The organism is Acinetobacter sp. WCHA45 (genome assembly GCF_002165255.2).
Taxonomy (GTDB): Bacteria; Pseudomonadota; Gammaproteobacteria; order Pseudomonadales; family Moraxellaceae; genus Acinetobacter.
This window is the reverse complement of record NZ_CP028560.1, coordinates 62,921-75,716: the sequence shown is the minus strand read 5'-3', so window position 1 is coordinate 75,716 and position 12,796 is coordinate 62,921. Positions and strand designations below refer to the sequence as shown.

Annotated in this window: 9 protein-coding genes and 8 pseudogenes; 11 read left to right on the top strand and 6 right to left on the bottom strand. The window is 42.3% G+C overall.

Annotated features, from left to right (window positions below):
* Positions 1-837 precede the first annotated feature (837 nt).
* The 5 genes and pseudogenes from CDG55_RS00580 to CDG55_RS00560 form a co-directional block, all read left to right on the top strand.
* The gene (locus CDG55_RS00580) at positions 838-1,614 is read left to right on the top strand and encodes a ParA family protein (protein ID WP_005166158.1); all 777 of its coding nucleotides are present in this window, start codon (positions 838-840) and stop codon (positions 1,612-1,614) included.
* A gap of 18 nt (positions 1,615-1,632) precedes the next feature.
* Entirely contained in the window at positions 1,633-2,532 is a 900-nt protein-coding gene (locus CDG55_RS00575; RefSeq protein ID WP_005166156.1) for a ParB/RepB/Spo0J family partition protein, read from the top strand.
* Between the two features lie 126 nt (positions 2,533-2,658).
* A pseudogene (locus CDG55_RS00570) lies at positions 2,659-2,895 on the top strand (IS4 family transposase); the annotation flags it as partial.
* Between the two features lie 60 nt (positions 2,896-2,955).
* A protein-coding gene (locus CDG55_RS00565) for an IS1 family transposase (protein ID WP_416332994.1) occupies positions 2,956-3,656 on the top strand; the annotation gives its coding sequence in 2 pieces (ribosomal slippage) (positions 2,956-3,628 and positions 3,628-3,656; 702 coding nt in all).
* Between the two features lie 28 nt (positions 3,657-3,684).
* Positions 3,685-3,879, top strand: a pseudogene (locus CDG55_RS00560) (IS4 family transposase); the annotation flags it as partial.
* On the opposite strand, the pseudogene CDG55_RS00555 reads toward CDG55_RS00560, so the two are convergent.
* Positions 3,876-4,915: pseudogene (locus tag CDG55_RS00555) on the bottom strand (ISNCY family transposase); the annotation flags it as partial. The pseudogenes CDG55_RS00560 and CDG55_RS00555 overlap by 4 nt on opposite strands.
* Positions 4,916-5,217: 302 nt before the next feature.
* Here CDG55_RS00555 and CDG55_RS00550 point away from each other — a divergent pair.
* Both CDG55_RS00550 and CDG55_RS00545 read left to right on the top strand, forming a co-directional pair.
* Positions 5,218-5,505: a BrnT family toxin gene (locus CDG55_RS00550; RefSeq protein ID WP_005155676.1), complete on the top strand. Its 288-nt coding sequence runs from the start codon at positions 5,218-5,220 to the stop codon at positions 5,503-5,505.
* Positions 5,492-5,803 carry a BrnA antitoxin family protein gene (locus CDG55_RS00545; protein WP_005155677.1) on the top strand — a complete coding sequence of 104 codons (312 nt, stop codon included), beginning with the start codon at positions 5,492-5,494 and terminating at the stop codon, positions 5,801-5,803. Before CDG55_RS00550 ends, CDG55_RS00545 begins: the two co-directional genes overlap by 14 nt.
* A 78-nt stretch (positions 5,804-5,881) precedes the next feature.
* Here CDG55_RS00545 and CDG55_RS00540 read toward each other — a convergent pair.
* Positions 5,882-6,973, bottom strand: a pseudogene (locus CDG55_RS00540) (IS4 family transposase).
* A 242-nt stretch (positions 6,974-7,215) separates the two neighbouring features.
* Here CDG55_RS00540 and CDG55_RS00530 point away from each other — a divergent pair.
* Positions 7,216-7,920 (top strand): IS6 family transposase, encoded by a 705-nt coding sequence (locus CDG55_RS00530; RefSeq protein ID WP_005028420.1) that lies wholly within the window; start codon positions 7,216-7,218, stop codon positions 7,918-7,920.
* Between the two features lie 35 nt (positions 7,921-7,955).
* Here CDG55_RS00530 and CDG55_RS00525 read toward each other — a convergent pair whose 3' ends face one another.
* Both CDG55_RS00525 and floR read right to left on the bottom strand, forming a co-directional pair.
* Entirely contained in the window at positions 7,956-8,222 is a 267-nt protein-coding gene (locus CDG55_RS00525; protein WP_077170324.1) for a LysR family transcriptional regulator, read from the bottom strand.
* Between the two features lie 27 nt (positions 8,223-8,249).
* Positions 8,250-9,242: pseudogene (gene floR, locus CDG55_RS00520) on the bottom strand (chloramphenicol/florfenicol efflux MFS transporter FloR); the annotation flags it as partial.
* 62 nt (positions 9,243-9,304) lie between these two features.
* Here floR and CDG55_RS00515 point away from each other — a divergent pair.
* The gene (locus CDG55_RS00515; protein WP_001067790.1) at positions 9,305-10,009 is read left to right on the top strand and encodes an IS6-like element IS1008 family transposase; all 705 of its coding nucleotides are present in this window, start codon (positions 9,305-9,307) and stop codon (positions 10,007-10,009) included.
* Positions 10,010-10,087: 78 nt separating this feature from the next.
* On the opposite strand, the pseudogene CDG55_RS00505 reads toward CDG55_RS00515, so the two are convergent.
* Positions 10,088-10,435 (bottom strand): annotated as a pseudogene (locus tag CDG55_RS00505) (IS4 family transposase); the annotation flags it as partial.
* 89 nt (positions 10,436-10,524) lie between these two features.
* Between CDG55_RS00505 and sul2 the strand changes: the two are divergent.
* Both sul2 and glmM read left to right on the top strand, forming a co-directional pair.
* Positions 10,525-11,340 carry a sulfonamide-resistant dihydropteroate synthase Sul2 gene (gene sul2 / locus CDG55_RS00500; protein WP_001043260.1) on the top strand — a complete coding sequence of 272 codons (816 nt, stop codon included), beginning with the start codon at positions 10,525-10,527 and terminating at the stop codon, positions 11,338-11,340.
* 86 nt (positions 11,341-11,426) lie between these two features.
* Positions 11,427-11,669, top strand: a pseudogene (gene glmM, locus CDG55_RS00495) (phosphoglucosamine mutase); the annotation flags it as partial.
* Between the two features lie 235 nt (positions 11,670-11,904).
* Here the strand turns inward: glmM and CDG55_RS00485 are convergent.
* Positions 11,905-12,735, bottom strand: a pseudogene (locus tag CDG55_RS00485) (IS91-like element ISVsa3 family transposase); the annotation flags it as partial.
* Positions 12,736-12,796: the final 61 nt, after the last annotated feature.

The window sequence follows — 12,796 nt, the reverse complement described above, 5'->3', positions numbered from 1 at the left end:
TTGCTTACATTAAATTAACTCAGTTTATGCCCATCAAACACCTTAAGAGTGGAAGAAGTGTCACTATTAAAGTGCAATTTTGATACTATTCAGCCTTATGGTGGAATAAATATGAAATTAAACACTTTTAAGTGACAATTCTTCCACCTTTGATTATTCATCCGTGCCGCTAAAGCAATCAATTTGAAAGTAGAAATAGCCTACAACACCACTAAAGTGGAATTAATAAACACATATTCCACTATTAAAGTGACAAACATTCCACCATTCCGGTATTCTTGACTATCAAACATCATGTTATCAATTAAATTTTATACAAATAGTTTATCCACAGAATAAAAAACATCTAATGACAAGTCTTCCACCTTTATTTTAAGAAAAACAAACTTATCAACATTATAAGTAATTGAATTATATTATTTTAAACTAAAAAATCCACGTTAAAATAAATAACAATGACAAGTCTTCCACCATAGTGACAAACCTTCCACTTATCGGTGACAGACCTTCCACTTATTAGTGACAAACCTTCCACTTATCAGTGACAGGCCTTCCACTTATCAATGACAGGCTTTCCACTTATTAGTGACACGCCTTCCACTTTAAAAACTCTATATATTTGTTTTTAAACAAATAAAATCTGTCTAATTATAATTAACTAATTAATATTAATTAATACTAATTAAAATTAGCTAGCTATATTTTTAAAAAAAGTTAAGAAATGTTTTTGCTACATCTTCTGAATTTAAAAGATAAAAATATGACAAAGGAACTGTAGCAAGTTGCTACAAATATCTTTATATTAAATGAAATCAAAGTAAATTCCTTAAGACAAATATGTCAACTAAAATCATTGCTGTAGCTAATCATAAAGGTGGTTGCGGGAAAACAACTACTGTAGTACATCTCGCTTCAGAACTTGCCGAATTAGGAAATAAAGTCTTAGTAATTGATCTAGATCCACAAGCAAATGCAAGTTTACATATAGGATTAAGACACCCTAGCGAAGTTGAAACTACATCAGCTGAATTACTTATTGGTGATATAAGTCTATTATCGGAAGCATTAGAAGAAGAAACAAAATTTAAAAATGTTTCCTTAATATATGGCTCATTAACTCTTGGTAAAACTGAAGATCAATTGAAAGATGATGCACCAAGACCATCCGAGGAACTTTCAAATAAATTGGAAATTCTAGAAGGATTATATGACTACATTCTTATTGATTGTCCTCCGAGCTTAAAATTACTAACCAGCAATGCTTTAGCCGCTTCGACACATGTTATTGTTCCAATTGAATCTGGTTCACAATACGGTCTCTATGGGGTTACTGATTTAATTAATCATTTAAGTAAAATTAGAAGAGTTAACCCTGAATTAGAACTCTTAGGTGCTTTATTAATTAAACATGATGAGCGTCAGAATGTATGTAAATTAATAAAAGATGAAGCATTTAATCAAGTTGGAGAATTATTGCATACCACAATTCCAATGAGCACTAAGGTTAATCAAGCTGCAATTTTGCAACAACCTTTATTATCTGTTGATAAAAACTCAAAAGTTCGAAAAGCTTTTGAAACTTTAGCACAAGAAATTGTTCGGCGTGTCGGATAATATAATTCTGGAAATACTATGGTAAGTAATAAAGAGCTATTGGCTAAACGTCTTCAGCAAAATACTCAAAAGCATCAACATGCCCAAAAAGAGCATATTAACGATGTCAAAGAGCTAAGACGTAATGTACAAATTACAGATATTCAGGCTAGCCCTAACCAGCCTCGAAAACTCTTTAATCAACAAGATATTGAAGATTTAGCAGCATCAATTGAGGAAATTGGACTATTACAACCAATTGCAGTTCGTAGAATAAATGATAAATATGAGTTGATTGCTGGTGAAAGACGATTGAAAGCCCACCAATTTCTCAATAAGAACACCATTGAAGTAATCATTATTGATGCATCAGATGAAGAAGTTGCTTTATTAACATTAGCTGAAAATTTAAAGCGAGAAGATCTGACAGATTATGAAATATATGTTGGATTAACTTCTTTGGATGAAGAATTAAAAAAAAATAAGCAGAAGTTAGCAAAGTCATTAGGTATGAATCGTGAAGATATGTATAAATATTTATCTTTTGAAAAATTACCTGGAGAGTTGATTGAAGATTTGGAAAAACAACCGTCATTATTAGCAAGGACCGCTGCTACAGCAGTGAAAAAGTTTCTATCAGATCATGAAGAAAACCATGAATATGCTAAAGCAGCATTATTCGAAGCATGGTCAAAATTGCTTAACAAAGAAGTTGAACAGACAAAATTGGCATCACTAGCTGAAAAAATCTTTAAGTCAAGAGAAACCAAAGAAGTTATTCAAACCTCAATTGTACATAAAATTGAATATGGTGGGAAAGTTGCTGGTAATATCAAATTTGACCATAATACATTAAAGGTATCTTTAAAAATCGGACAATTTGATGATCAAAATTTACAAGAATTAGAAACTTTCCTAAAACGAATGTTAGAGAAATAAAGTAAAAAATAGTGTAGCAACTTGCTACACTATTTTTTTAATTGAGTAAATTTATCTTTGTACATGACAAAAAAAGATAACTCATTGAAATAATGGCATAATACTTGTTTTCTGACGACGAATATGATGACTCATTTCAATGAGTTACATCTCATCTTAAACAAATATCTAAAGTGGAACAAGTCACATCTAAAATGTTTTACACTGATTATGCTGGCATTAATTGTAAAACAGACATGTAACCTTTCTTCTGCATCTAAAGCCTTACCCATCACGTGCTTACCACAATCATTTTATCGACGTGTACAACGTTTCTTTGCAGATCAGTATTTCGATTATCGTCAAATTTCTCAGTTAATTTTCAGGTGGTGTTTCAAAAAGTATGCTGAAACAAAGCAGGTTGAATTTTAATAAAATAGAGAAATGCGAATAACTCTAGAAATCAAATGTCCAACCTGCCTCAGTGACAGTATAAAGAAAAATGGCATCAAAGTAGATGGGAAACAAAACTATCAGTGTAAAGACTGTAAACGTCAGTTTATTGGCGACCATGCTCTGAGCTATCTAGGATGTAATTCAGGCATTACTCGAAAAATATTACAGTTGATGGTCAGAGGTAGTGGTATACGAGATATCGCTGAAGTTGAGCGAATCAGTATCGGTAAAGTTTTACGTACTTTAACCGAATCGACCTACCAAATTCAGCCTAAACAAAGTCATTATGAGTCTCTTGAAGTTGATGAGTTTTGGACTTTTGTGGGAAATAAGAATAATAAACAATGGCTTATTTACGCCTTCCATCGAGAAACAGGTGAGATTGTTGCTTATGTTTGGGGTAAAAGAGACTTAGCTACAGTTCAACGATTGAAGACAAAGCTTAAACAATTAGGTATTCACTACACCCGAATTGCAAGTGATCATTGGGACAGTTTCATAACTGCTTTTAAAAACTGCAAGCAAAGTATTGGTAAATTTTTTACTGTAGGCATTGAAGGTAATAATTGCAAAATAAGGCATCGAATTAGGCGCGGTTTTAGAAGGAATCGTAATTTTTCAAAAAAGATTGAAAACCATTTTAAAGCTTTCGACTTAACCTTTTTTACATCAATAATGGCTTCATTTAATGTCAGCATACTTTTTGAAACACCACCAATTTTCAATATATTTTCATTCGATAAAGTCCAATTAACTTTGGATAGAACCAACTGGAAATGGGGAAAACGAGACATCAATATCTTGATGTTAGCCATCGTCTATCGTGGAATAGCGATACCTATTGTTTGGACATTGCTCAATAAACGTGGAAATTCAGATACAAAAGAGCGTATTGCTTTGATTCAACGCTTTTGATTTTCTTCGGTGTTTTCCAGGAGATATACGCATTTATCATAAGTAATCGTCAGGCTATTCGTGACTCTGCGGGGTTCACGCCAAGTAAAAATATCATCTAATTCTTCGGCTGTTTCAGTGATAGGCCGATGTGGATTCTTAGGATTAAAAGCCAGCTTGGCGAACTTCTGATTGAACTGCTCAATGAAGCAGGGTAGCCAGGCATTAGCTTGCTCAATCGAACAGATACATTTCAGGTGCATCTCCTTGATCAGACGATCCTGAAGGGTTCTGTTAGCACGTTCCACACGGCCTTTGGCCTGCGGTGAATTAGCGAAGATGATATCGATTTCAGGGTGCTGAGTACACGTCCAAACTGGGTAATCTTAGTGTCTTTCTTGCTGCTTTGATTCACTCTAAAGACTGAATGTTTGTCGCTGTAAAATGCTAAAGGCTTACCGTGCTGTTCGACATATAAGCGTGTTGAAATCATATAGTCAAAGGTTGATTCTGACTCACAGAAGCGTAAATGCTGCAATTTTCCTGTAGCATCATCGATAAACACCAGCAGACAGCATTTAGCAGCGCGTCCTTCAAACCAGTCATGGTGTGAGCCATCAATTTGGATCAGTTCACCAAAGCAATCCCGGTTGTAACGAGGCTGATACGGGCGTTTCAGGCGCTTGGATCGAGGAATCCATAAGTCAGCTGCAATCATTCAAGAACGCAGGGTTTCTACTGAAAGATCGAATCCATGTACGGTGGTGAGCTTTTCATGCGCTAAAGTGGGTCCGAAACCATGGAGTTGGTCAGAAACAATATTAAGGCACTTGAGTCTGAGTTCTTCAGGAAGTTTGGAATTGCTGATTTGGCCACGACCGGCATGGGCTAATGCAGATGGACCTTGAGCTTTGTATTTCTGCAGTAAGCGTCTGATCTGACGTTCTGAAATATGAAGTAGCTAGGCAGCCTGGGATTGAGTTATGCGTTGATCGCAGATTTCCTGCAAGACCGACAATCGTTTAAGTTCTTTATCTGATATAGACACCAACATATCAAACCGTCCGCTAAGGAAATTGCAGAAGTGCATATTCTAAAAGCGGACATTTTTACTTTGGAGAAACCGGACATTTCTATTTTGGAGTTACAGTTCTTTAAAAAATTATTGTTTTTCATATAGTTAAAAAATTTCAACCACCCTAAAAAACAGCAAAAGGCCGATTTTGAAACAAGTCGGCTTTTTATTCAGCGAAATTGTCACTTTCAGCCAATAAAATTGACCAAAAAAAACTCTATTCAGCTTGAGCGATACAATTATGTGATACATTATTGTATATACAAATTTGAATGTTTTTTATGGAACAGTATTTCGAATGGGATGAGGCAAAGAATCGAAAGAATCAGAAAAAGCATGATATCTCTTTTGAAACTGCAAGCCTTGTTTTTGAAGATCCTCTACGGATCTCAATCCAAGACAGACATACCAATGGGGAAGAGCGTTGGCAAACCATTGGTAAGGTTAAAGGCGTACTGATGTTATTAGTCGCTCATACCATCTTTGATGAAGATGACTGTGAAATCATACGAATCATTAGTGCAAGACAAGTAACCAAAGCGGAGCGCAATCAATATGAGCATGGTTAGATATACACGCGAAGAGCTGAATGAAAATTTCAGCAACAAGCAAGATGCTGAAGTTGAACACTTGCTTGCTAAGGGAACGGTTCCTGACGATCAGCTAGATCTATCAGATATTCCTGAAATTACAGACTGGAGTAATGCTATTCGTCATGGGCAATTTTTTCGTCCAGTGAAGCAACAAACGTCAGTTCGTCTTGATGCGGATGTATTAGCATGGTTAAAAGCACAAGGAAAAGGTTATCAAACACGTATGAATAAAATTCTGCGTGAAGCAATGCTAAAAGATTTAAAAAATCATTAATAAAAATGGGAGCTTAGGCTCCCATTTTTAATTTAGTATAACGTGTATTATGCTAATTTTCTCTGTAAACGACAAATTTCATAGGGACCTTGTCCTATCAGGCTTTTTCTTCCTTAAAATTGCGAGCACTTTCTTAAATTTTTCTTTTTTTCCAAAACCAATCAAACGTAGAATAGCCATTTGAACATAGTCCAAACCGTAGCGAAATAAACTTACTGAAAGTCGTCCATGCTTCTTTCGTTTTATCGCTTTTTTTTTGATCATGTTGCCATTCACCTGTTAAATAGCACCAACAGAAACCGATCGCTCGCACTGCTATCAATTTCTTGACTCGTCTAGGGTCTGTTAAACGAGTATTTTCAAGATTGAATCCACGTCCTTTGAGACAACTAAATAAGGTTTCGATTTCCCAGCGTAATGCATAATCACGAATAGCAGAAGCATTAAACATAGGAGAAACAACAAGTAAAAGTTCTCGATCTTCTAATCGTAGCGCACTAATATACAGTTTCACTCGACCAACCCAAATACGTCGTTTACGACATTCAGTTTGACCAACTTGAAGATGATGAAATAAATCACTAATTTTATGATTCTTGGCTAAGTGATTGGTCACAATAAAGTTTTTTTAACACGTATACAGAAGCTAATGTCATTTTCAATTAACCATGTAAACCATTTCTCACCGATAAATTCTCTGTCTGCAAACACATTTACAATATGATCTTTACCAAAAATGGAGATAAAGCGTTGAATCAAAGCAATACGCTCTTTTGTATCTGAATTTCCACGTTTATTGAGCAATGTCCAAACAATAGGTATCGCTATTCCACGATAGACGATGGCTAACATCAAGATATTGATGTCTCGTTTTCCCCATTTCCAGTTGGTTCTATCCAAAGTTAATTGGACTTTATCGAATGAAAATATATTGAAAATTAACTGAGAAATTTGACGATAATTGAAATACTGATCTGCAAAGAAGCGTTGTATACGTCGATAAAATGATTATGGTAAGCACTTGATGGGTAAGGCTTTAGATGCAGAAGAAAGATTACATGTCTGTTTTACAATTAATGCAAGCATAATCAGTGTAAAACATTTTGCATGTGACTTGTTCCACTTTAGATATTTGTTTAAGATGAGATGTAACTCATTGAAATGTGTCATCATATTCGTCGTCAGAAAACAAGTATTATGCCATTATTTCAATGAGTTATCTTTTTTTGTCGTGTACAAAGATGTTTATTAATTAATCAATTGCAGGAGATATTAAGACTTTTTTTGTAATTTTGAGTAAAGTTAGTTTTCTGGAATGTTTCATTTTCTCACTCTAAGGTAATCACGAGGGCACTGTTGCAAATAGGCTGACATGATAAGCTAAATATCTTATTTATTTCGAGATACAGCAGATGAATCCCTTCCACGGTCGGCACTTTCAAGGTGAAATCATTCTTTGGGCTGTTCGTTGGTATTGTAAATATGGCATCAGCTATCGTGAACTTCAGGAAATGCTGGCCGAACGTGGAGTGAATGTTGATCACACCACAATTTATCGCTGGGTTCAGCGTTATGCTCCAGAAATGGAAAAACGTTTACGTTGGTATTGGCGTAATCCTACAGATCGACATTTATGGCATCTGGATGAAACTTACGTAAAAGTGAATGGCAAATGGGCATATCTATACCGTGCAGTTGACCAACGTGGCCATACTCTTGATTTCTATCTTTCTGCTAGACGAAATACCCATTCAGCTTATTGTTTTCTTGGAAAAATTTTAAATAATGTGAAGAAGTGGCAAATTCCACAAGTGATCAACACGGATAAAGCACCCACATATGGACGTGCTTTATCACGGTTAAAACGGGAAGGTAAATGTCCACCAGACCTTGAGCACAGGCAGATTAAGTATAAAAATAACGTGATTGAATGTGATCATGGCAAGCTAAAGCGGATCATCAGGGCCACATTAGGATTCAAATCTATGAAGACGGCTTATGCCACAATTAAAGGTATTGAAGTCATGCGTGCACTACGTAAAGGACAAGCATCGTCATTTTATTATGGTCAGCCTCAGGGTGAAGTGTGTCTAATCAACAGGGTTTTCGGTCTCTAAGTACTTTTTAAAGGGAACATCATCGACTCAAATCTCTATTTGCAACAGTGCCCCATGAAGTGCCTGCCTGCGTCTGTTAGCCGAACGCCCCGCGCATGGCGCTCAAATAGCAGGACACCAAGGTTATCCTCCAGCGCTTTCACACGCGCGCTGACGCTCGACTGGCTGATACCAAGTGCCTTGGCCGCATGCCGAAAATTCAGATGCTCGGCGACGGCGATGAACTGAACAAGGGAAATGAGCGGTATCCTGCCAGACAGGATACCGACATTCACGAGGTTTCGATGGTTAGTGCGCCGCATCGGAGCGGGCCTGCTACCAGTCGTCGGTTAGACGACTGGCGACTTCTCGGTGGCAGCCCCACGGAGCCGAAGGAGCACCAGCCCCAACGAAACCAGTACCGCCATCGCCGTGGCGTAACAGATCACGGGCCACGCTGTGTCACCGTTTAAAAGTGCCACCGCCAATGTCCCGACAATGCTGACTATCAGGCTTTGAACGCAGAAGTAGAACGCGACCGCTGATCCCGCGATGTCGTCGAACTCTGCCAAAGCGCCGTTCGCGGTAACGGACACCGTGAAGACAATACCGACCGCGACAACCCACATCGGTAGGATGAAGGTGAGGAATGACGGCGAGCCGTAAAGTTCGCCGATCCCCAACAGGACCGCTCCGCAAACAAGCAACGCCATCCCACGCGCCACGCATCCTGCGATGCCCCATCTGGCGACAAAGGACTTCGCGAAACGGGTTGTCACGATCATTACAAGCGCGACAGTGGCGAAGGCAAAGCTGAATCCGATCTCGGAATATTCCGCTTGGCCTATGAGCACACGGGGAGCCGTCGAGAAGAAGACGAAGAAGGTGCCCATACCGGCGCTAAAGCCGACAGTGTAAACCCAAAAAGCCGGACTCGCGAAGATCGGCAAGACAGATCGGCGCGTCTTGACTTGATCCAGAGGGCGGGTTTCGTGCCACCTGAAACCCGCATTTAGGAGTGCGAGCATCGCCAGTATAGCCAAAGTAATGAATATCGCCTGCCATCCCAAGAACTCGCCGATCAATGCTCCGGCGATAGGGCCGAGCGCAGGCACGAACGCCAGCATCGAACTGAAAAGGCCGTAGATGACGACACCCTCAGGACGGTTGGCATAAACGTCGCGAACCGTCGCGAACGTCGCCACCAGCATGGCCGACGCGCCCACTGCTTGAAGTAGACGGAAAGCGACAAAGGCCGGTGCAGTTGAAGACCAAGCTGCTCCCAGAGACGCAATGACGAAAGCCGTTGCGCCCGCAAGTAGAATTGGCCGTCGCCCGATTCGGCACTGTTGCAAATAGGCTGACATGATAAGCTAAATATCTTATTTATTTCGAGATACAGCAGATGAATCCCTTCCATGGTCGGCACTTTCAAGGTGAAATCATTCTTTGGGCTGTTCGTTGGTATTGTAAATATGGCATCAGCTATCGTGAACTTCAAGAAATGCTCGCTGAACGGGGTGTGAATGTTGACCACACCACAATTTATCGTTGGGTTCAGCGTTATGCTCCAGAAATGGAAAAACGCTTACGCTGGTATTGGCGTAATCCTACAGATTTACATTCATGGCATATGGATGAGACTTATATCAAAGTGAAGGGGCGATGGACTTACCTGTATCGTGCAGTTGATCAACGTGGTCATACGATTGACTTTTACCTTTCCGCTAGACGGAACAGTAAATCAGCCTATTGTTTTTTAGGAAAAATCTTCAATACGGTGAAAAAATGGCAAATTCCACGGGTCATCAATACAGATAAAGCAGCGACCTATGGCCATGCTTTATCACGGTTAAAGCGAGAAGGAAAATGTCCAGTAGATATTGAGCACAGGCAGATTAAGTATAAAAATAATGTCATTGAATGTGATCATGGTAAGTTAAAGCGGATCATCAGGGCCACATTAGGATTCAAATCTATGAAGACGGCTTATGCCACAATTAAAGGTATTGAAGTCATGCGTGCACTACGTAAAGGACAAGCATCGTCATTTTATTATGGTCAGCCTCAAGGTGAAGTGTGTCTAATCAACAGGGTTTTCGGTCTCTAAGCACTTTTAAAAAGGAACTTCATCGACTCAAATCTCTATTTGCAACAGTGCCCTCAAATCTCTATTTGCAACAGTGCCCGCTATTCCACGATAAACGATTGCGAGCATCAGGATATTAATATTTCGTTTTCCCCATTTCCAATTGGTTCTATCTAAAGTCAGTTGCACTTGGTCGAATGAAAACATATTGAAAATCAACTGAGAAATTTGACGATAATCAAAATACTGACCTGCAAAGAAGCGCTGCATACGTCGATAAAATGATTGTGGTAAACACTTGATGGGCAAGGCTTTAGATGCAGAAGAAAGATTACATGTTTGCTTTAAAATAATCACAAGCATGATGAGCGCAAAGCACTTTAAATGTGACTTGTTCCATTTTAGAGATTTGTTTAAGATAAGATATAACTCATTGAGATGTGTCATAGTATTCGTCGTTAGAAAACAATTATTGTGACATTATTTCAATGAGTTATCTATTTTTGTCGTGTACAGAGATTATTATAGAAGCCCCCATGAATAAATCGCTCATCATTTTCGGCATCGTCAACATAACCTCGGACAGTTTCTCCGATGGAGGCCGGTATCTGGCGCCAGACGCAGCCATTGCGCAGGCGCGTAAGCTGATGGCCGAGGGGGCAGATGTGATCGACCTCGGTCCGGCATCCAGCAATCCCGACGCCGCGCCTGTTTCGTCCGACACAGAAATCGCGCGTATCGCGCCGGTGCTGGACGCGCTCAAGGCAGATGGCATTCCCGTCTCGCTCGACAGTTATCAACCCGCGACGCAAGCCTATGCCTTGTCGCGTGGTGTGGCCTATCTCAATGATATTCGCGGTTTTCCAGACGCTGCGTTCTATCCGCAATTGGCGAAATCATCTGCCAAACTCGTCGTTATGCATTCGGTGCAAGACGGGCAGGCAGATCGGCGCGAGGCACCCGCTGGCGACATCATGGATCACATTGCGGCGTTCTTTGACGCGCGCATCGCGGCGCTGACGGGTGCCGGTATCAAACGCAACCGCCTTGTCCTTGATCCCGGCATGGGGTTTTTTCTGGGGGCTGCTCCCGAAACCTCGCTCTCGGTGCTGGCGCGGTTCGATGAATTGCGGCTGCGCTTCGATTTGCCGGTGCTTCTGTCTGTTTCGCGCAAATCCTTTCTGCGCGCGCTCACAGGCCGTGGTCCGGGGGATGTCGGGGCCGCGACACTCGCTGCAGAGCTTGCCGCCGCCGCAGGTGGAGCTGACTTCATCCGCACACACGAGCCGCGCCCCTTGCGCGACGGGCTGGCGGTATTGGCGGCGCTGAAAGAAACCGCAAGAATTCGTTAACTGCACATTCGGGATATTTCTCTATATTCGCGGTTCAGCAGGCATGTCCCCTTTGAGGGCGACCCGACGACAGGATAATCGACCTTATGGTGCGCAAATATTTCGGCACAGACGGTATTCGTGGCAAAGCCAACGAAGGCGCGATGACGGCGGAAACCGCCTTGCGCGTCGGCATGGCGGCTGGCCGTGTCTTTCGTCGCGGTGACCACCGCCATCGTGTCGTGATCGGCAAGGATACGCGCCTGTCGGGCTATATGCTTGAACCCGCGCTCACAGCCGGTTTCACCTCGATGGGCATGGACGTATTCCTTTTTGGCCCGCTGCCGACAACGTATAGGAAGAATAAACGCCCTTTTCACCCAAGTCCAACAGCTTTGGACCGCAGTTGACTCTTTCGACACCCCTGCGATGCAACCCAATCCGGCTGACGGGGAGCCAGCAACGCTGAAAATTTACCCTCCTCTTTCCCACTAGCGGCTCCTTTTCCGACAACCAGCACGGCGGATCCCTGCCGCGGCGCTGTGAACGCAGCATTTTGATTGGTATCGTTGGCCTTCAGGCTCGTCAGTCAAACAGACCCAGGAGCAGCTCAGCCGGTGGCGCCCGGCTTTCGGGTAACGCCCTGGTCCCGCTGGTTTCGGCTTTGTGCTTCAGGTGATCAAGGATCTGCTTGATCACTATAGGGTCTTCAATGCAGGCGATGACTTTCATGGCGCCGCCGCAGCCGCTGCAGGTCTCGATGTCGATATTGAAAACACGCTTGAGCCGTTGCGCCCATGTCATCGACGCTCGCCGTTGTGCTGGTGTTGCCGGTTCATCAGCCACCCTGACCTTGTTGCCCCTGCCCCGTTTTGCCGGCGTGACCAACGCCCGGTGCCGACTGTTGGGTGCGAACACCCCGTGGAAGCGGGTTAGGTTGACTCTGGGCTTCGGTACCAGGGCGGCCAGCCTTGCAATGAAATCCAATGGTTCGAAAATGACGTGCGTGGTGCCGTCCCGGTACGGCGTCTTGAGCTGGTAGCGCACGTTGCCGCCTCGTGTTAACGACAGCCGCTTCTCGGATACCGCCGGGCGGCTGATGTACCGGCACAGCCGTTCGAGCTTCTTGCGTTCATCGGCCCTGGCCGCCACGCCGGCGTGCAGGCTGGACCCGGCTACCTTGCCAATCCCGTCACCGAACGGATCACCACTGGTCGGCAGAGTTTGCAAAGTGAACACCTTTCGCCCCGCCTGTGAACCGACAGCGATACGGTAAGTGATCGAGTGCCCCAGCAGGGGTGTCATCGGGTCGTCATCCACCGCATCCGAGGCCAGATAGCTGTTTTCGACATCCCGTTCCAGCAGGCCTTGCCGTTCCAGATAGCGACCCACCCGGTGGGCGATGGTGTGCGTCAGCGGCACTGTTGCAAATAACCACGAATGGTAAGCTGAAGACTGTTTTAGCTAAAGGTGCAGC

What these genes read in the sequence shown, in the direction of transcription:
- CDG55_RS00580 (WP_005166158.1), top strand. Translation starts at nt 838, where the DNA reads ATGTCAACTAAAATCATTGCTGTAGCTAATCATAAAGGTGGTTGCGGG.
- CDG55_RS00575 (WP_005166156.1), top strand. Translation starts at nt 1,633, where the DNA reads ATGGTAAGTAATAAAGAGCTATTGGCTAAACGTCTTCAGCAAAATACT.
- CDG55_RS00550 (WP_005155676.1), top strand. Translation starts at nt 5,218, where the DNA reads ATGGAACAGTATTTCGAATGGGATGAGGCAAAGAATCGAAAGAATCAG.
- CDG55_RS00545 (WP_005155677.1), top strand. Translation starts at nt 5,492, where the DNA reads ATGAGCATGGTTAGATATACACGCGAAGAGCTGAATGAAAATTTCAGC.
- CDG55_RS00530 (WP_005028420.1), top strand. Translation starts at nt 7,216, where the DNA reads ATGAATCCCTTCCACGGTCGGCACTTTCAAGGTGAAATCATTCTTTGG.
- CDG55_RS00525 (WP_077170324.1), bottom strand. Translation starts at nt 8,222, where the DNA reads ATGCGGCGCACTAACCATCGAAACCTCGTGAATGTCGGTATCCTGTCT.
- CDG55_RS00515 (WP_001067790.1), top strand. Translation starts at nt 9,305, where the DNA reads ATGAATCCCTTCCATGGTCGGCACTTTCAAGGTGAAATCATTCTTTGG.
- sul2 (WP_001043260.1), top strand. Translation starts at nt 10,525, where the DNA reads ATGAATAAATCGCTCATCATTTTCGGCATCGTCAACATAACCTCGGAC.